This is a genomic window from Maribacter algarum (ex Zhang et al. 2020) (assembly GCF_005885635.1).
Lineage (GTDB): Bacteria > Bacteroidota > Bacteroidia > Flavobacteriales > Flavobacteriaceae > Maribacter_C > Maribacter_C algarum.
Genome location: NZ_VATY01000002.1, coordinates 418,507 through 436,509, shown reverse-complemented (window position 1 = coordinate 436,509; position 18,003 = coordinate 418,507). Strand labels below are relative to the sequence as shown.

At 37.4% G+C, this 18,003-nt stretch carries 20 protein-coding genes; 17 read left to right on the top strand and 3 right to left on the bottom strand.

The window, feature by feature from the left end:
* Positions 1-57 precede the first annotated feature (57 nt).
* From FEE95_RS10785 to FEE95_RS10760, 6 genes are read left to right on the top strand one after another with little or no spacing between them, the layout of a single operon-like run.
* Positions 58-666: an SIMPL domain-containing protein gene (locus FEE95_RS10785; RefSeq protein ID WP_238474558.1), complete on the top strand. Its 609-nt coding sequence runs from the start codon at positions 58-60 to the stop codon at positions 664-666.
* A gap of 8 nt (positions 667-674) precedes the next feature.
* Positions 675-1,154, top strand: a complete 480-nt coding sequence (locus FEE95_RS10780; protein WP_138657952.1) for a hypothetical protein — start codon at positions 675-677, stop codon at positions 1,152-1,154.
* Between the two features lie 58 nt (positions 1,155-1,212).
* Positions 1,213-2,640: an L-serine ammonia-lyase gene (locus FEE95_RS10775; RefSeq protein ID WP_138657951.1), complete on the top strand. Its 1,428-nt coding sequence runs from the start codon at positions 1,213-1,215 to the stop codon at positions 2,638-2,640.
* Positions 2,641-2,683: 43 nt separating this feature from the next.
* Complete coding sequence (locus tag FEE95_RS10770) at positions 2,684-3,055, top strand: VOC family protein (protein WP_138657950.1); 372 nt, start codon at positions 2,684-2,686, stop codon at positions 3,053-3,055.
* Positions 3,056-3,084: 29 nt separating this feature from the next.
* Positions 3,085-3,846: a 3-keto-disaccharide hydrolase gene (locus FEE95_RS10765; RefSeq protein WP_138657949.1), complete on the top strand. Its 762-nt coding sequence runs from the start codon at positions 3,085-3,087 to the stop codon at positions 3,844-3,846.
* A 16-nt stretch (positions 3,847-3,862) separates the two neighbouring features.
* On the top strand, positions 3,863-5,197 hold the full coding sequence (locus FEE95_RS10760; RefSeq protein WP_138657948.1) for a Gfo/Idh/MocA family protein: 1,335 nt from the start codon (positions 3,863-3,865) through the stop codon (positions 5,195-5,197).
* Between the two features lie 78 nt (positions 5,198-5,275).
* Here the strand turns inward: FEE95_RS10760 and FEE95_RS10755 are convergent, their stop codons facing one another.
* Positions 5,276-5,731, bottom strand: a complete 456-nt coding sequence (locus FEE95_RS10755; RefSeq protein WP_138657947.1) for a nuclear transport factor 2 family protein — start codon at positions 5,729-5,731, stop codon at positions 5,276-5,278.
* A gap of 121 nt (positions 5,732-5,852) precedes the next feature.
* Between FEE95_RS10755 and panB the strand changes: the two genes are divergently transcribed.
* From panB to FEE95_RS10705, 10 genes are all read left to right on the top strand, one after another.
* The gene (panB, locus tag FEE95_RS10750; protein ID WP_138657946.1) at positions 5,853-6,671 is read left to right on the top strand and encodes a 3-methyl-2-oxobutanoate hydroxymethyltransferase; all 819 of its coding nucleotides are present in this window, start codon (positions 5,853-5,855) and stop codon (positions 6,669-6,671) included.
* 24 nt (positions 6,672-6,695) lie between these two features.
* Complete coding sequence (lspA, locus tag FEE95_RS10745; protein ID WP_138657945.1) at positions 6,696-7,181, top strand: signal peptidase II; 486 nt, start codon at positions 6,696-6,698, stop codon at positions 7,179-7,181.
* A complete protein-coding gene (locus FEE95_RS10740) occupies positions 7,181-7,879 on the top strand; it encodes an RluA family pseudouridine synthase (RefSeq protein WP_138657944.1) in 699 nt (232 codons plus the stop codon). The genes lspA and FEE95_RS10740 overlap by 1 nt, the downstream gene beginning before the upstream one ends.
* A gap of 34 nt (positions 7,880-7,913) precedes the next feature.
* Positions 7,914-8,459, top strand: coding sequence for a DUF4252 domain-containing protein (locus FEE95_RS10735; protein ID WP_138657943.1), 546 nt, complete (start codon positions 7,914-7,916; stop codon positions 8,457-8,459).
* A 153-nt stretch (positions 8,460-8,612) separates the two neighbouring features.
* A complete protein-coding gene (locus FEE95_RS10730; protein WP_138657942.1) occupies positions 8,613-9,206 on the top strand; it encodes an RNA polymerase sigma factor in 594 nt (197 codons plus the stop codon).
* On the top strand, positions 9,203-9,649 hold the full coding sequence (locus FEE95_RS10725) for a hypothetical protein (protein ID WP_138657941.1): 447 nt from the start codon (positions 9,203-9,205) through the stop codon (positions 9,647-9,649). Before FEE95_RS10730 ends, FEE95_RS10725 begins: the two co-directional genes overlap by 4 nt.
* 70 nt (positions 9,650-9,719) lie before the next feature.
* The gene (locus tag FEE95_RS10720; protein WP_138657940.1) at positions 9,720-10,097 is read left to right on the top strand and encodes a hypothetical protein; all 378 of its coding nucleotides are present in this window, start codon (positions 9,720-9,722) and stop codon (positions 10,095-10,097) included.
* Positions 10,098-10,199: 102 nt separating this feature from the next.
* Positions 10,200-11,684, top strand: a complete 1,485-nt coding sequence (locus FEE95_RS10715; RefSeq protein WP_238474557.1) for a serine hydrolase — start codon at positions 10,200-10,202, stop codon at positions 11,682-11,684.
* A gap of 212 nt (positions 11,685-11,896) precedes the next feature.
* Positions 11,897-13,624 (top strand): amidohydrolase, encoded by a 1,728-nt coding sequence (locus FEE95_RS10710; protein WP_138657939.1) that lies wholly within the window; start codon positions 11,897-11,899, stop codon positions 13,622-13,624.
* A gap of 120 nt (positions 13,625-13,744) precedes the next feature.
* Positions 13,745-14,137, top strand: a complete 393-nt coding sequence (locus FEE95_RS10705) for a hypothetical protein (RefSeq protein ID WP_138657938.1) — start codon at positions 13,745-13,747, stop codon at positions 14,135-14,137.
* A gap of 135 nt (positions 14,138-14,272) precedes the next feature.
* Here the strand turns inward: FEE95_RS10705 and FEE95_RS10700 are convergent, their stop codons facing one another.
* Both FEE95_RS10700 and FEE95_RS10695 read right to left on the bottom strand, forming a co-directional pair.
* Entirely contained in the window at positions 14,273-15,133 is an 861-nt protein-coding gene (locus FEE95_RS10700) for a DMT family transporter (protein WP_238474556.1), read from the bottom strand.
* A gap of 3 nt (positions 15,134-15,136) precedes the next feature.
* On the bottom strand, positions 15,137-16,681 hold the full coding sequence (locus FEE95_RS10695) for a hypothetical protein (RefSeq protein WP_138657937.1): 1,545 nt from the start codon (positions 16,679-16,681) through the stop codon (positions 15,137-15,139).
* A gap of 149 nt (positions 16,682-16,830) precedes the next feature.
* On the opposite strand from FEE95_RS10695, the gene FEE95_RS10690 reads away from it, so the two are divergent.
* Positions 16,831-18,003, top strand: coding sequence for a 2-isopropylmalate synthase (locus tag FEE95_RS10690; protein ID WP_138657936.1), 1,173 nt, complete (start codon positions 16,831-16,833; stop codon positions 18,001-18,003).

Here is an 18,003-nt window from a genome sequence, read left to right as displayed (position 1 = left end):
CTTGGTTTTTCATCAACCCTATTTTCTCAATCTCAGAATTTTCTTGAAAAGCCGTATTTGGAAACTTCAGCAACATATACTACAGAAGTTACACCAGATAACATTTATCTGACAATTCTAATTACAGAAAACGATACTAAAGGAAAAATTCCAGTTGAAGTTTTGGAAAATAAGATGATAGACAAACTCAACACTTTGGGAATTGATACAAAAAAACAATTAAAACTTCTTGATTTGACAAGTGATTTCAAAAAAAGCCTACTTCGTAAAACAGATGTGCTAAAGAATAAAGAATACAGCCTACTAGTACATGATGCAGTGACAGCCAGCAAGGTTATTAAAGCTCTGGAGCAAGTAAATATTTCAAACATCAGGTTGACGAAAACGGAGTATTCGAAACTGGAGAAGCTCAAAATAGAGTTAAAAGGAAAAGCAGTTGCAAAAGCAAAACAACAAGCTGCAGCAATGTTAGCGCCATTAGAACAGACAGTCGGAAAAGCAATTTATATTTCAGACGCTAAAACAAATAACCTTCGATATCTGGGTTCTAATGCTGCATTAAATTCCCTCAATGTTTCAAACTACTCCGACTTTGAAGTCAGTGAAATAGGGATTAATAAAAGAAAAGTAAAGGTTGAAGTTACCGTATTTTTCGAAATACTATAGTTCACGGTATGAAAACAATCACATACGTAAGACCAGTACCTTTGATGAAGGGAATATTCGGAGGATTTCTTTGTATCGCAGCATTTTTCGTGATTTTCACTACGAGTATCTTGTTCGGTTTTTTTATTATGGCTTTTGGGGTCTATCTGGCCTCTACAGAGGGATCTCAGATAAATCTAGACGACAAGACCTATCGTACTATTTGGTCACTATTTGGTGTTCACATCGGCAAATGGAAACCCATACCTAAATTTGAATATATTTCCGTTTTCAAGGGCAAACAAAAACAGCGTGTAAATTCACTTGGCGCATCGACTACTTTTACTGAGGACGTAATTTTAGTAAACCTCTTCTACAGTCGAAATAAGCACCATACTTTTTATAGAACCTTTAGTAAAGAAAAAGCTTTTGAAGTTGCAAATCATTTCAAGCTAGCATTGGACATTGATATTCTTAATGCAACCGAAAAAAAGCAAAAATGGCTATAAAATAAGGTGCTTTCTATCCAAATACAGATACCTTTACATAAGAACAAATTTTTCGAAAATGGAGTGCATAAGTATTTTCGACATGCTCAAAATCGGAATCGGACCCTCAAGTTCTCATACGCTTGGCCCATGGAGAGCTGCTGAACGTTGGATTGCCGAATTGAAAAGTAAAGAACAATTTCATTCCGTTCAACAAATTAGGGTACATGTTTACGGTTCTTTATCCCTAACAGGGAAAGGGCATGCCACCGATTATGCCCTTATGCTTGGGCTTTCGGGCACGGACCCCGTAGAAATTCCCGTAGAAAATATTCATACCATTGTTGCTGATATCCAAGAAAATGGAGTGCTACATTTTGGAAACGAAAAACATCTGCCTTTCAACGCATCAAATGATATTCTTTTCCATAGAAAATTTTTACCCTTTCATGCAAACGGACTTAAATTCGAAGCGACTTTAGAAGATGGTACAAAAAAATCTAAAAAATACTATTCTATCGGTGGTGGTTTTGTAGTCGAAGAAGAGCGCAAAAATGCGAAGAAGAAAATTGAAACCTTCAATACTTTTCCCTACCCTATCCATAAAGGTGATGAACTACTCGCCTATTGTCAGAAAGAACAAAAATCCATTTCTGAATTGGTATTGGAAAATGAGCGTTCGTTGCGAACAGGTGAAGAAATAGGGAGCCAACTCCAAAAAGTATGGAGCACCATGCTTGAATGTATGTACATTGGCTGTCATACCGAAGGACAATTGCCAGGAGGACTTAATGTAAAACGCAGGGCTTTTGAAATGCATAAGAATTTAATGGCCACTGCCGGCTCTTATAATTCACCAGAAAACTGGTTGGAAACCATTCGAAAAACAGAAGTAAAGTTCCGACAGATTTTAAAATGGGTAAGCTGTTTTGCCTTATCTGTCAACGAGGTCAATGCTTCATTGGGGAGGGTAGTTACCGCTCCTACCAATGGCAGTGCGGGAGTAATTCCATCTGTTTTGATGTATTACATGGTAATTGAAAACCACGAAGCCGATTTCGAACACATCAAGAAATTCTTACTTGTTGCAGGTGAAATCGGTAGTATCTTTAAAAAAGGAGCTACCATTTCCGCGGCGATGGGAGGTTGTCAAGCAGAAATTGGAGTATCATCAGCTATGGCAGCAGGTGCTTTGACCGAACTGCTCGGTGGTAGCCCCGAACAAGTTTTAATGGCAGCAGAAATCGCTATGGAACATCATTTGGGCTTGACCTGCGATCCCATAGGCGGATTGGTTCAAATTCCCTGTATAGAAAGAAACTCTATGGGAGCCATCAAAGCAATTAATGCTGCTGAATTGGCATTAGATTCTAATCCTGAAGACGCCAAAGTTCCCTTAGACAAAGTAGTTCAAACCATGTGGGAAACTGCCAAGGACATGAACTCAAAATATAAGGAAACCTCCGAAGGTGGATTGGCTGTTGGTGTATTTCTAAGCGACTGCTAGTGATAAATCCTTATATTTATTTTTAAAATCAAAACCAATAAAAATGAAACTCGGCGCATTCTCTATAAGTCTTTCGGTCAAGGACCTTAAGGTCTCACAAAACTTTTATGAAAATTTGGGCTTTGCGGCCCTTGCAGGTTCCCATGAGAGTAATTATCTCATTATGAAAAATGAGGATTCTCTAATAGGCTTGTTTCAAGGGATGTTCGAAGGAAATATTTTGACCTTTAATCCTGGATGGGATACAAATGGTAAGAATATCGATGAATTTGATGATGTACGAGAAATTGAAAAAACCCTCAATCAACATGGAATTGAACTGGACAAGCAAGTTGGGGAAACAACTTCCGGACCGGGCAGTATAATGTTAAAAGACCCTGATGGGAATGTCATTTTGTTTGATCAACATAGATAACTTTCCAAAACCTAAACCAAAAAGTCCGTATGAAAAAAAGTCTGCTAATATCCCTTGCACTACTCGCCCTAGTAGCGTGTAAAACAGATAAAAAAACTGAAAAAACTGTTACAGAGTCTGCAGAAACAAAGAATGAAGTTACCGATGAAAATAAATGGATATCGCTTTTTGATGGTACGAGCACAGAGGGTTGGCGGGCGTACAATGGAGATGATCTTCCACCGCAATGGGTTATTAAAAACGGGGAGCTTACTTTCGATACCGAAAAACGTACCGAAGAAGAAAGAAAAGGCGGAAAAGACATTATTTATGCGGCTGAAGAATTTGACAATTTCGAATTGCGTTGGGAATGGAAACTACCTGAGGGCGGCAATAGTGGAATGCTATACCACTTGAAAGAAGGCGACTGGGGTCCACCAGAAGTTTCTCCAGAATACCAAATGCTTGACGATTTAAAATGGGAAGAAATCAATAATGCGAAGTTAGAGCCTTGGCAAAAGACAGGTGCGGACTATGCAATGTACCTTCCTGATGAAAGTCAAAAAATCGTAAAACCAGCTATGAAATGGAATACTTCCCGCATCATATTCACTCCTGAGAAGGTAGAACACTGGCTAAATGGAAAGAAATTATTGGAATTTGAACCATGGACTGAAGATTGGGAAAAACGAAAAAATGAAGGCAAGTGGAAAGATTTTCCAAAATATGGTACTTTTAAGTCCGGCTACATTGCCATTCAAGATCATGACAGTCCCCTATGGTTTCGAAACATAAAAATTAAAAAATTATAACCGAACAACTACAAAAATGAACAAACGAGAATTCCTTAAGAAAACCGCAGCTGCATCCTCAATAGTTATGCTTCCTAATGCATCATGGGCTTTTTCAAAAAAAGATAAACGTTTACGCACAGCCCATATAGGGGTTGGCGGAATGGGTGCTGAGGATTTAAATGCAATTTCTTCACATGCAATGGTAGATGTAGTAGCCCTATGTGATGTGGATTCAGAGCGACTAGCTGCTGCCCAACTATTACATCCGAAAGCAAAAGTATTTCCAGATTATAGAGTGATGCTGAAGAAAATGAAGAGAAAAATTGATGCGGTGATAGTGTCGACTCCAGATCATACACATGCACCTGCTTCAATGATGGCAATGGAATTGGGTAAACCTGTATATTGTCAAAAACCGCTCACTCATCACGTGAGCGAAGCAAGGGCAATGCGTAAAATGGCAGAAGAAAAAGGTTTGGTTACTCAAATGGGAATTCAAGTACATTCCTTTTACGATTATAAATTAGCAACCCAATTGATTCAATCAGGGATTATTGGAAAAGTAAGCACAGTTAGAGCGTGGTCTCCCAAGAACTGGGGATATGATGGTCCCGCTCCTGAAGGAAGTGACCCAGTACCAGAAACTTTGGATTGGAACCTTTGGCTGGGCACCTCAGCGGAAAGACCGTATAAAGAAGACGTTTACCACCCTGGAAATTGGAGAAAGCTAGTCGATTATGGTTGTGGGACTTTAGGCGATATGGGTGTTCATATTTTTGATACTCCCTATAACGCTTTACAGTTAGATGTTCCAACGACCATAACTACAAACTGTAGAAAACCAAACGGTTTCGGATATCCAGAACAGAACATGGTAACTTATGAATTTCCTGGCACCGAATATACCACAGAAACCCTAAAATGGGTTTGGTATGATGGTGTTGATGCGGATAAACAGCGTGAAGATTTAATGCTGCCCGGTGGTGAACCTTTAAATGACCAAGGCGCTATGTTCATTGGCGAAAAAGGAAGGTTCTATCTACCGCACTTTCAAAAATTACCGCAATTGATTGTTGATGGCGAATTCGTAGACATAACCGACCAAATTATGGCTCAAAACTTGGGCGAACCGGTCCGTGACTATGCAGCTGAAAGTCCAAAGCATTATCACCAATTTGTTGATGCATGTCTGGGCAAAGATCAGGTAACAGCACCTTTTTCTTATGCCTCAAGACTTACAGAAACCATTTTATTAGGAACTATTGCAGGCCGTTTTCCAAACAAAACCTTACACTGGGATAGTGAAAATGCAAAATTCGTGGAGGAAGAAGCCAATCAATTTTTAGATTCTCCTTATCGGGAGTTTTAACCGAACTGTCACATTGAGCGGAGTCGAAATGCTTAGGAACTACAAAGGTCTTCGACTGCGCTCAGACTGACACTAGTTTTACTCACATCCCTCCTTTCGCCTCGTATCAATCAGATAAATAATCTTCCAGGCATCCTCTTGTTTTACCAATTGAAACGAATTCACACCACAATGGCTGAATTTGTCATTCACATGAAATTCGTAAGCCGTCCAAGCATTGGCCATGGGTCCATCTACTTGAATGGAATAAGATTTTATAGTTTCCTGAAATTTGGTTGTTTCAGATATGCTAACAATGTTTTTGATAAACTTTGAAAAGTCTTCTGTTCTCACATAATGCTTCCCAAGGGAGTCTTTGGATAGGGTTTGAAGAATAACTTCTTTGACAACAGTTTCCTTTATGGCAACGGAATCCTGTAGATGAAAACCTTCAAAAAAGGCTTCTATTGTCTTTTGCACAGCGTACTTTTCAGCATCTTGCGCACATATATTTATACTTAATAGGAATAAGCACAAAGAGAGTATTTGTTTCATTTTCAAAGGATTTACTCAAAAATAGAAGAAATATTCGATATGTAGTCCGTTAGCTAAAGGGACAACAATCCAACTTTCTAATGAAATCTCCTTACTTTTATCGGAACAAAACAAATTACAAATGTCTACTGCCAAAAAAGAGTACAAGCGCGTCACCGTTAAATCCCTTGTGGATATGAAAAAGAATGGAGAAAAAATCTCCATGCTTACCGCCTATGATTATTCCATGGCCAAAATTGTAGATGCTGCAAATGTAGATGTTATTTTAGTTGGTGATTCTGCAAGTAACGTCATGGCAGGTCATGAAACCACATTACCAATAACTCTAGATCAAATGATATATCATGCGCAATCTGTGGTTAGGGCCATAGATCGTGCCTTGGTAGTTGTTGACATTCCTTTCGGAAGTTACCAGAGTGACCCAAAAGAGGCTTTACGTTCTGCAATTCGCATAATGAAAGAGAGTGGTGCACATGCCATCAAAGTAGAAGGAGGGGTAGAAATTAAAGAATCTGTCAAACGAATTTTAGCCGCGGGAATACCAGTAATGGGGCATTTGGGACTCACCCCACAGTCCATTTACAAATTCGGCACCTACACGGTTCGAGCCAAGGAAGAAGAGGAAGCTCAACAATTAATGGAAGACGCCAAACTCCTTGAAAAATTAGGCTGTTTTGGAATTGTATTGGAAAAAATTCCAGCTCAATTGACTAAAAAGGTTTCCGAAAGCATTTCTATTCCCACAATCGGAATTGGCGGTGGTAAACATGCTGATGGGCAAGTATTAGTAATTCACGACCTTTTAGGAATGACCCATGAATTCAATCCAAGATTTTTAAGAAGGTATATGAACTTGTATGAGGAAATGGGAAAGGCCATTGGACAATATGTGGCCGATGTAAAAAGTAGGGACTTCCCAAATGATGAGGAACAATATTAAGTTCGGGATTCGAAAGATAAAATTATGATTCAGAGAATTGCCATAATCGCTATAGTATTGTTGAATATAGGTTGTGATCAGGTTTCAAAAAACATGGTTCGCAACAATATCAATCCGAGCGAGCGAATAGAATTGGTGGGAGATAACTTCATTTTAACCAAAGTGGAAAATAGCGGCGCTATGTTAGGCTTCGGCTCTGAGCTTTCTCCTATTTTAAAGCTCATATTTCTACAAGCTTTACCTGTTTTGGTCTTGTTGGTGCTTCTTTTCAGAATTTTACGAAGAACAGATATGAACAAATGGTTGGTTTTTGCATTTGCCTGTGTAATTGGTGGTGGTATTGGAAACCTAATTGATCGTATCGCTCACGGTGAGGTCACGGATTTTTTTTACATCGATTTAGGCGGATTTTTCAAAACTGGAATCTTCAATATGGCGGACGTTTCGGTTACTATGGGAGTTATTTTGATTCTATTTCTTAGTATCCGCTATCGAAAACTGGACATCTAGTGGCGAATAAAATCTTTTCTACAGCAAAGAACCTTCAGGTAATCTATGAAGATAATCACCTCATTGTCATCAATAAAAGACCCGGCGATATTGTACAGGGAGACAAAACAGGGGACCTTCCGCTAAGCGAAGTCGTAAAACAATACATCAAAGAAAAGTATAACAAACCTAGAAATGTTTATTTGGGTGTTGCCCATCGGTTAGATAGGCCAACTTCAGGAATTGTTGTATTTGCCAAAACCTCAAAAGCCTTACCTCGCTTAAATAAACTCTTTGCAGAAAAAGCAGCAAAAAAAACGTATTGGGCCGTAGTCAAAAATATGCCAGAAAAACAAGAGGATACATTGACCCATTGGATGAAACGCAACCCCAAACAAAACAAATCATACGCTCATAGAAAAGAAGTACCAGATAGTAAAAAGGCCATTCTAGAGTATAAAGTCATTAAAAAGCTAGATAACTTTTATTTGCTGGAAGTCGATTTGAAAACGGGTCGGCATCATCAAATACGTTCACAATTGAGTGCGATTGAAAGTCCTATAAAGGGAGATTTAAAATATGGCTTTGATAGAAGCAACAAGGATGGCAGCATTCATCTACATGCGCGAAAACTTTCTTTTATTCATCCTGTAAAAAAGGAAATGCTTGAATTTGTGGCTCCCCCACCCCATGACTCAGTTTGGAACGCTTGTTGCTAATTTGGTTATATTTAGAAACCAAAACACTATAAACATGATTAAGAGAACACTTTTTTTATTGAGCCTAATTCTGATGTCTTCCTGTGGAAGTTATAATTCAATTGATTCCTTTTACGAAGCCCATAAAAACGATGACCAAGTGACAGCGGTTCGGGTACCTCGGTTTATGCTTTCATTACTTGGGAACATTTCACCTGAAATGAACTCTTTGATAGGAAATACTAAAGACTTAAGGTATATGCAATTCCCGAGTGCTACTCCAGAACGCACCAAATTTTTAAATAATTCAATGAACAATATGACGGGCAGCTCCTTTATTGAAGTTTACCGTAAGAATGACAATCAAAAGCGAAATGTGGTATCCATTCGCGAAAAGAGAGATGCCGTTAAAGAAATTTTGATTTACAACAACAATACTTCAAGAGGTTCTTTTCTCTACTTCAATGGCAATTTCGACCCTGTAAAAGTACGTGAAATGGCTAAAAACGAAGACTTTCAAAAATTAGGTGATGGACTCATCAATCAATTTAATATGGGGAGTACGCCAGGTATTAATCAGAAAGAGCAGAAAGAGAACTAAACACATTGTTCTAAAAGAGGAATAAACACACTAGTGTGTTTATTGTTTTGTTGGCAACAATTAAAAACCCGCCCATAGCTTTTTGAGCTCAACAAAAAAAGTTTTATCTGCAACTTTTTTTAAACTATCTGGTCTAATATTTCATAAGAACAGATGAGACAAGACCAATCCACAGACAAAAAACTTGTAAAAAAGGTGTTGGAAGGAAATTCCAATGCCTTTAAAACTATCGTTGTCAATACACAAGGTTTGGTCGTTCAAATCATTTATAAAATGATTAAAAATCAAGAAGACAGAGAAGATTTAGCTCAAGAAGTCTTTTTAAAAGCTTATGACAAACTTGGGAGTTTTAAGTTCAATTCCAAACTAAGTACTTGGATTGGCACTATTACATACAATACGTGCTTGAATTTTCTTGAAAAGAAAAAAATATTAATTCTAAATATAGATGAAGATGGTTTAGAATCTTGGGATTTAATTGATAGAAAAGTTCTCGGCAATAGTAATAGCCAAGTAGATTCACACATTTTAAGAAAAGAAAAACATCAGATAATAGCATCAGAAATAGAAAATCTTCCACCTTTATATAAAACGCTTATTAGTTTATATCACAATCAAGAATTGAGCTATAAAGAAATTGGAGAAATTACAAGCTTGCCCGAAGGAACATTGAAAAACTATCTATACCGAGCGAGAAAACAATTGAAAAACAACTTGTTAGGGAAATACAAAAGAGAAGATTTATGAAGAATAAACACTTAATAGACAGCGAAATACAGCAATTTGCATTCGACGAGTCCGAATGTGAAAAAGATGTAGTAGAACATATGTCTTCTTGTAGTTTGTGCAAACAGAGAGTAGAAGATTATGTATTACTATCAACCTCAATCAAAAGTATACCAGACCCAGCATTAGGATTTGATTTATCTAAAAGAGTACTAATGCAATTGGAAACATCTTCAAAAAAGAAACCCTTATTAGATTATTTCGTCTATGCGCTCATAACGTTAAGTGGCTTGTTGGTTGGATTTTGTGTAGCTTGTTTCAGTTTATTCTGTATCAATTGGTTTAAAGGTAATTCGACAGTTTCGATGGCTTTCATTATATGTATTGCGCTCTCAATTTTAATGATTTTGATAAATGATATAATGAAATCCCACAGAAGAAAAATGAAAATGCTGAAATTTTGAGTGTTATCTGCAACCTTTATCCACATGGTCTGTCTAATCTTAGTGAACGAAAAGTAAATATCTCAAGAATATGAAACTATTATTTTCAACTCAAACCGAATACATCGACCCAGATGTATATAAAGTGATTGTGGTAATTTTAATTATAGTACTGATAATGTGGTTCACAGTAACAATTTTAAAAAGATTGTTAGAACACAAATTGAAGAACAAGATTCTTGATAAAGAAATATCACAGGATTTAGCGTCCTCTGTACTAAAAACCGAGTCTAACAATGAAACTCAAAACAGCATAAAGTGGTTTATTATTCTTGCCTCTTCAGGAGGAGGTTTATTTATTACCAATCAATATCTGCCTTTAGGTTTACATTCTATTGGGATAATGACGATTAGTATGGCCTTTGGATTTCTTCTTTACATTATCTATCTAAAGCTTTTCGGTAAGTAATCTGAAAATTTTTTCCCTCTTTCTATTCCATTGTTATATGACCTTATGGTAATATGAGTAGGATATCCCTTGCCCAAAATGAACAAATTAAACATAAACAAAATGAAAAAAACACTATTAATGATTTGGACGATAGCTCTAACATCTTCAGGTATAGCCATTACAAATGCACAACAAGTAAAATTAGACACTACCAAAGTAAATAGGATAGACAAGTACTTAAATGACGGAGTAGAAAACGGATTTTCTGGTGCGGTACTCATTGCCGAAAAAGGCAAACCCATTCTTGCTAAAGGGTATGGAATGGCGAATAAAGAGGATGTTGTTCCTTACACTACCACAACAGTTTCTACTATCGGCTCTGTTACAAAACAATTTACAGCAACCTCTATTCTGAAACTTGTTGAATTAAATAAACTGGAGCTAACTGATTCAGTAGATAAGTTTTTCAAAAATCTACCAGAAGATAAAAGAGAAATTACTGTACATCATTTATTGACACATACTGCAGGGTTTATAGATGTTATTGGCGATGGAGATTTTGATGATATTCCCAGAGATAAATTTTTCAAAACAGTATTTTCAACCGAGTTGTTACACAAACCAGGTACAAAATACGCTTACTCAAATGTAGGATACAGCATTCTGGCAAGAATTATTGAAATTTCTTCTGGTCAGGATTACGAGAAGTTTTTGAATCGATTTTTATTTAAACCTGCCCAAATGAATCAAACGGGTTACTTTATTCCACAATGGGATGAAAACAAAATTGCTATAGGATATTATAACAATACAATGAATGTAGGGACTATGATATCACGATTTAATAAGATTGGGAAAGTAACTTGGACGTTAAAGGGCAATGGTGGTATTCATTCAACTATTGAAGATATGTATAAATGGTATCAAGCTTTAAAAAACAATACCATTTTATCTAAAGAATTATTTAAAAAATTGACCACACCATACATTTTGGAATATGAAGGACAATCAAGTTATTATGCATACGGCTGGGTAATCTATAATTCTGATAGAAACACGAAAATTATCAGTCATAATGGAGGAAATGCTATTTTCTTTCACGATTTTATTTGGTTACCAAAAGAAGATATCCTCATAATACAGTTTACTAATGCAAGTAGTAGAGAAGCAGAAGTTGCTTGGACTATTGAAAAAATGATATTCAATGAGGATTTTAAACCCGACCCAATAAAAAAGAGCCTTAATAATTTGGTTTTTGATAATCTGGAAACTCGTAGCATTAGGCAAATTAATGAACTTATCTTAACGATTAAGGAAAAGTATAATTCGTACTTAAAATATTCAGAAAACCTAAATGGACTTGGATATGATGTATTGCGAACGAACAAAAATTCTAAATTGGCTGTGGCACTATTCAAGCTGAATACTGAACTTTTTCCTGAAGAAGGAAACATCTGGGATTCATTAGGAGAGGGTTACATCGCTGATAACCAAAAAGAAGAAGCTGTAAAAAGTTATAAAAAAGCATTGGAATTAGCACCGAAAAACGATTGTCATTGGTGTAAATCTTCTAAAAAAGCACTTAACGACTTAAAAAAGATGTGACAAAATAACTGTTGCCAACAACGTATAAGCAATAGCGGTTTGGGTGCTAAATCAAACCACTTTTTTATTTTAATAAAGTATATTGTTTTCCGAAAAGTGGTACTATAAAACCCGCTACTGCTCATACATAAAACCGTTGACAAGATATAATTACCCTTTTCCAATAAACTTTTAAAATCGTAAATTCAGTCCTTCCTAAAAACTGAATAACCATGCGATTAAGAATTTCATTTCTGCTAAGCCTTTTCTTGGGCTTTCTCCTTTTATCCTCTTGTGCAACAGAACAAAAAGAGTCCGCTACCTTACTGATTTATGGTGGCCCCATTTATACTGTCGATACAACCCAAACTATGGTGGAGGCCGTCGCCACCAAAAATGATACGATACTTTTCGCAGGTACGCTAGCGGAGGCAGAAGCCTATAAAACCGAAGAAACCGAAATCATTGATTTACAAGGCAAAACGATGACTCCAGGTTTAATCGAAGGTCACGGACATTTCATGGGTCTTGGTTATAATGAACTGAATCTTGATTTAATCAATACCACAAGCTATCAAGAAATTGTAGATATGGTAGCGGAAGCTGTCAAAAATACAGAACCCGGAGAATGGATTTTAGGAAGAGGCTGGCACCAAAGTAAATGGGATGCACTCCCGGAAGATGCAGTAAATGGTTTCCAAACCCATTACAAGTTAAGCCAGGTTTCTCCCGATAATCCAGTGTATTTAAGTCATGCCAGTGGCCATGCCGGTTTCGCGAATGCAAAAGCCATGGAAATTGCCGGATTACAAGTACTCGCCAAAGATGGAATCGATAAGCTTGAAGTGGAAGGTGGGGAAGTTATGCGTGACAAACTCGGTCAACCTACGGGTATTTTTAATGAACGTGCTCAAAACCTAATCTGGAAGCATGTTCCAGAGAACACTCCGGAAAAAGATAGAAAAGCTTTTGAACTAGCAGTAGCTGCCTGCCATAGACATGGCATTACAGGTTTTCATGATGCCGGAATAGGGAAAGAAACTATTGCCCTTTACGAACAAATGAAAGCAGAAAACAAACTCAATGTCCGTTTGTATACCATGCTCACAGGGTGGGACCCTGAACTCATTGAAGAATGGTATAAGAAAGGTCCCATGGTAGATCCAGATAACCTCTTGACGATTCGGTCGATAAAATTAAACTGTGACGGTGCCTTAGGTTCCCGAGGTGCTTGGTTGTTAGAATCCTATACTGACCGACCGGGACATTTCGGACATGAAACACTTCCTATGGAAGTAGTAAAGGAAACCGCCCTCAACGGATTGCGAAATGGATTTCAGGTTTGTTCGCATGCCATTGGTGATCGGGCAAACAGAGAAATTCTAGACCGCTACGAAGCTGCCTTTACCGAATTGCTAGATATGACGAAGGACCACAGATTTCGAATCGAACATGCGCAACACTTGCATCCTGATGACATTCCACGTTTTGCTGCACTTGGGGTGATTCCAGCTATGCAGGCGGTTCACTTATCTTCAGACCGACCTTGGGCTATTGACCGTTTAGGTGAAAAACGAATTAAAGAGGGCGCCTATATGTGGCAAGACTTGTTAAAAAGTGGTATTCCTATTGTAAATGGCACTGATGTACCCGTAGAACCTTTGAATCCCATCGCAAGCTTCTATGGTAGTGTAAGTCGTAAGACCTTGAAAGGCTTGCCAGAAGGTGGCTATGAGCCCGAGCAAAAAATGACACGTGAACAGGCTTTACGCTCATACACCTTAGATGCAGCTTACGGTGCTTTCGAAGAAAACATCAAGGGTTCTATTACTGTGGGTAAACTTGCTGATTTTACGATTTACAATCAAGATTTAATGTCTGTTGCGGAAGATAAACTACTAGATACAGAAATAGAAATGACCATTTTTAACGGACAAATTGTGTATCGTAAAAATGAGTAAAGGTATACTTGCTACTCCCCTTCAGGTATGAAAAACTACTAGTTTTCGAGTATTTTTCAGAGGTTATTTGAGTCTGTTTATACTACCGCATAGTTTTAGGTAAACATTAAAACTATGACTATGAAAACGCGAACAGATTTTAGATTTCCGATGTTGCTTTCTTTTGCCTTACTTCTCATTATGACAACCAGTTGTACAACAGAAGACGTAATCGATGAAAATTCAGACCCTATAATCGGCAAGTGGTTTTTAACCACTGTGAATGACACTGACGTAGCAAATGTTGATTGTTACCGTGAATCGTTTGTAGAGTCAGATGCAGAAACCATTACTTTCTTTATCCAAGACCGATTGGAAAATGGTACGTGTGAAACCGTCCTTGATAATACCACATCTATTACCAATGAAGAAGGCTTCTACTATTTAGGAAATGAGGTTATCGAAATTTATATAGAAGGAAACGAACTTTCATGGCGTGTAGACAAAGATACCAGCCTGATATTCCGCAAGTAAATAACCTCGGTGCAAACCCACGAGGCATTAAAAGGAAAATCAACATTGATTTCGATGCAAGCGTCGGAGCATTTTAAACCTGCCCGTCCGACAGGCGGGTCTCGATTATTGAGTAAAGCGAAATTAATCAAGCTTTTATTTATAAGTTCGAATGCTTTCTACAACTACAGCGGCCAGAATCAAAACGCCACCGAAAACTGTTGACCAAGAAGGGAATTCTGAGAGGAATATCATACCGATGAGGATTCCATACACGGGTTGCACACTGCTGATAATACTCGCCGTAGTAACTGAAAAGTGTTTTAAACTTAATAAAAATAAGGTATGTCCTATTGCGGTAGTTAGTATGGCAAGGGTAATCAAGGCTTCCCACTGCGACATAATTTCACTTAAATTGGTAAAAAATAAAGCGGGTAGAAGTAGAAAACCAACAATGCCTGTTTGGTAAGACATTAAAAGTGAACCATTGTATTTGGCTACCTTAGATTTCATCAATAAATTCCGTATAGCATAGACGATAGCGGATAAAATCCCAATGCCGATGGCAAGGGTGTAGGAATTCTCAAGATTAAAATCGGGAATCAAAAAGTAAATCCCGCACAAAACCAAAACTGCAAGAAACAAATGTATTTTCTGGAATTTTGTTTTTAACAACAACGGTTCCAAAAAAGCAGTCCAAACAGGGTAAGTAAACATGGAAAGCATACCGATGGCAACATTTGACATTTGCAGTGCGTAGAAATAGGTAACCCAATGCAAACCCATCAAGACCCCACTTAAAACTACCATGGGTAAATCCTTCTTTTCGACTTTGAAGGAAATCTTTTTAAAACGGCAATACAAAAACAAAAGCGTAAAGGCTATAATTGCCCTCGAACCAATAGTAACGGGAACAGGTAGCTGAATATATCTACCGAGAGCACCGGATGTGCTTATGAAAAGCATGGCCAAATTGATTTCAAGTAAATGTGAAAAGTGTGGGCTTTTTGTACTCAAGTTTTATCGGGTAAGTGATAGCGCCTTTTCTCGAATAATCTCGGCAACTGGTTTATTCTCTAAATGACTTTCCAACCAAGAAATGACATCCAAATACAAAAAGGCTCTTTTCTCGTAAGGATGATCTTCATATTTCTTCAACTCCGTATGTAACTTCTGAAATTCCTTTCGAAGTTCACTTGGGTATATACTACCAAGGTTTCGAAGGAATTTAATCATCTCTTTTTGAACCTCATGAAGGTCATCCATTTTTAATAAGAACTTGTAGGTGCTTTTAAGTTGAACCTCCAAATGATAATCCATTCCTGCCTCATAATGCGCCACCAAACTTAATACCCTGGCGAAACACATAAGATCTTCACGCATTTTTAAATTCTTATTGTTTATGATTTTTTTGAGATACAGAATACAAGTTTTATTATCTCCAATCCCGAAATACAAACAAGCAATCTTATAGTACAACAACATAATGTGATGCTCATCAATTCGGTCTTTATGTTTGGCTATTCCATACTCAACAATTGGTACCAAGTAAAGCGCTTTATTAAACGTTCCTTCCATAAAATGAAAGTTCAATTTATTGGAATTGATATAAAGGAATGCAAGCGATGCTATATTATCATTTTTAGGGAAATCCTTGCTCTCAACCATTGCCTCCATACGATCAAGTGTTTCTTTAAATTGAGAGCTATACTTTACATAAAACAAAGACTCTAGTAAATAATGATTCCCTTTTAAAAAGAAAACAGGATTCATATAAATCATTTCCTTATTCTCATAAAAAAGATCTACCCATCTGTTCGCATATTTATAGCATGAAAGAAAGTCTTGCGTTAAAAAACTATACCATAAATGCGCCTTGTACAACCAAAGCTTTTCCCGAAAACCAAGGTCTTCGATATTATATTTTGGCAACTTTTTATTGAAATAGGTTTCTAATTTATTTAGGTCCTCATCACTTTTTGCATAACCGACTTTTAACATCCATCCGTAGAGTTGTAAGGACAAATTCGAAAGCTTGCTGGTCATTACATTATGAGCAGAAAGCTCCTTCGCCTGAATAGCCAACTCATCCGCTCGATCAGGAATACTTCTGGTAATATATTGCGTTTCAATAATCTTCTCAAGCTCTACAATTTCGTAAGCGATATTCTTCTCCTCATTCTCAATTGCCGTGGTCTTCGCTTTATCTAAAATTTTAAGACTCTGTTTATACAATCCCTTTTGATACAAAATAGTAGCAAAATCAAGTTGCTCACGAATTTGAACGCGCATATTTTGATTTACTGGATTCAAGCGAAGACTTATTAAAATCTGTTTGTAGAGATGCGCCTTAAGGTTTGACAACTGAGATTTTTTTACAATGCCACTACCCAAAATGGTTTTCTCGTTGTATTCCCGCATCTTGTCCATTAGATTGAACAATGCTATGAATTTTGCATCCGTATTTACGCCCAAACGCCCTACGTAGAGTTTAAACTGCCGTTTCTCAGACTTGGAGAGTGATTTTACCAGTACGAACAAAGCATCTTTATGCGCATTTGTCATCGTAAAAATTTTGATTTAAATATTTGATAACCAATGTTTTAATATCCCAAAAAGTGATTAAGCATTGTAAATCTTAATTGCTTTTCTAGGAGATTTCCCCTATTGGTCATATATTCGTATAGGGTACATAAAACTACACAAATATTACAATGAGCAAAGATAAAGTACAAATATTTGATACGACACTCAGGGACGGAGAACAAGTGCCCGGATGCAAGTTAGATACCGAACAAAAACTAGTTATTGCCGAGCGTCTAGAGCTTCTCGGTGTGGATGTTATCGAGGCTGGTTTTCCGATATCGAGTCCTGGTGATTTTAAATCCGTTTCAGAAATTGCAAAGCTCATTAAAAAGGACATCACCATTTGCGGATTGACAAGAGCCGTAAAAAAAGACATTGAAGTTGCGGCAGATGCTTTGAAGCATGCGAAATACCCCAGAATACATACAGGCATTGGCACCTCCCCCTCGCATATAAAATATAAATTCAATTCCAACAAAGACGCTATCATTGAAAAAGCAGTCGCCGCAGTAAAATATGCTAAGACCTTTGTTGAAGATGTGGAGTTTTTTGCCGAAGATGCCGGAAGAACGGACAATGATTTTTTGGCTCAAATTTGTGAAGAATTGATTAAGGTTGGTGTTACCGTTTTAAATATTCCTGACACGACTGGATATTGCCTTCCCGAGGAATACGGTGCTAAAATCAAATACCTTAAAGAAAATGTAAAGGGAATTGAAAAAGCTACGCTATCTTGCCATTGCCATAATGATTTAGGATTGGCCACAGCTAATTCAATCGCAGGGGCGATGAACGGAGCTCGTCAAATCGAATGTACCATTAATGGAATTGGAGAACGTGCAGGAAATACTTCCCTGGAAGAAGTTGTAATGGTGATGCGTCAACATCCTTCTTTAGGGCTCGATACCGGTATCAATAGTAGACTTCTTAATAGCACCAGCAAAATGGTATCTGAAAAGATGGGAATGAACGTTCAACCCAACAAAGCCATTGTTGGTGCGAATGCTTTTGCCCACAGTTCAGGCATTCACCAAGATGGTGTAATTAAGAACAGAGAAACATATGAAATCATCGACCCAGCAGATGTAGGAGTTGATGAATCTTCAATTATTCTTACCGCAAGAAGTGGACGTGCTGCACTAGCATATCGCGCAAAAATTGTCGGTTACGAACTTACCAAAGTACAGTTAGATACGGTCTACAAAGAGTTTTTAAAGTATGCCGATACCAGAAAAGAAGTAGTGGATAAGGATATTCATGAAATTGTAGCTGCGACTGATGTGGCTATCGAAAAGGTCTAG

What these genes read in the sequence shown, in the direction of transcription:
- FEE95_RS10780 (WP_138657952.1), top strand. Translation starts at nt 675, where the DNA reads ATGAAAACAATCACATACGTAAGACCAGTACCTTTGATGAAGGGAATA.
- FEE95_RS10775 (WP_138657951.1), top strand. Translation starts at nt 1,213, where the DNA reads ATGGAGTGCATAAGTATTTTCGACATGCTCAAAATCGGAATCGGACCC.
- FEE95_RS10770 (WP_138657950.1), top strand. Translation starts at nt 2,684, where the DNA reads ATGAAACTCGGCGCATTCTCTATAAGTCTTTCGGTCAAGGACCTTAAG.
- FEE95_RS10765 (WP_138657949.1), top strand. Translation starts at nt 3,085, where the DNA reads ATGAAAAAAAGTCTGCTAATATCCCTTGCACTACTCGCCCTAGTAGCG.
- FEE95_RS10760 (WP_138657948.1), top strand. Translation starts at nt 3,863, where the DNA reads ATGAACAAACGAGAATTCCTTAAGAAAACCGCAGCTGCATCCTCAATA.
- FEE95_RS10755 (WP_138657947.1), bottom strand. Translation starts at nt 5,731, where the DNA reads ATGAAACAAATACTCTCTTTGTGCTTATTCCTATTAAGTATAAATATA.
- panB (WP_138657946.1), top strand. Translation starts at nt 5,853, where the DNA reads ATGTCTACTGCCAAAAAAGAGTACAAGCGCGTCACCGTTAAATCCCTT.
- lspA (WP_138657945.1), top strand. Translation starts at nt 6,696, where the DNA reads ATGATTCAGAGAATTGCCATAATCGCTATAGTATTGTTGAATATAGGT.
- FEE95_RS10735 (WP_138657943.1), top strand. Translation starts at nt 7,914, where the DNA reads ATGATTAAGAGAACACTTTTTTTATTGAGCCTAATTCTGATGTCTTCC.
- FEE95_RS10730 (WP_138657942.1), top strand. Translation starts at nt 8,613, where the DNA reads ATGAGACAAGACCAATCCACAGACAAAAAACTTGTAAAAAAGGTGTTG.
- FEE95_RS10725 (WP_138657941.1), top strand. Translation starts at nt 9,203, where the DNA reads ATGAAGAATAAACACTTAATAGACAGCGAAATACAGCAATTTGCATTC.
- FEE95_RS10720 (WP_138657940.1), top strand. Translation starts at nt 9,720, where the DNA reads ATGAAACTATTATTTTCAACTCAAACCGAATACATCGACCCAGATGTA.
- FEE95_RS10715 (WP_238474557.1), top strand. Translation starts at nt 10,200, where the DNA reads ATGAAAAAAACACTATTAATGATTTGGACGATAGCTCTAACATCTTCA.
- FEE95_RS10710 (WP_138657939.1), top strand. Translation starts at nt 11,897, where the DNA reads ATGCGATTAAGAATTTCATTTCTGCTAAGCCTTTTCTTGGGCTTTCTC.
- FEE95_RS10705 (WP_138657938.1), top strand. Translation starts at nt 13,745, where the DNA reads ATGAAAACGCGAACAGATTTTAGATTTCCGATGTTGCTTTCTTTTGCC.
- FEE95_RS10695 (WP_138657937.1), bottom strand. Translation starts at nt 16,681, where the DNA reads ATGACAAATGCGCATAAAGATGCTTTGTTCGTACTGGTAAAATCACTC.
- FEE95_RS10690 (WP_138657936.1), top strand. Translation starts at nt 16,831, where the DNA reads ATGAGCAAAGATAAAGTACAAATATTTGATACGACACTCAGGGACGGA.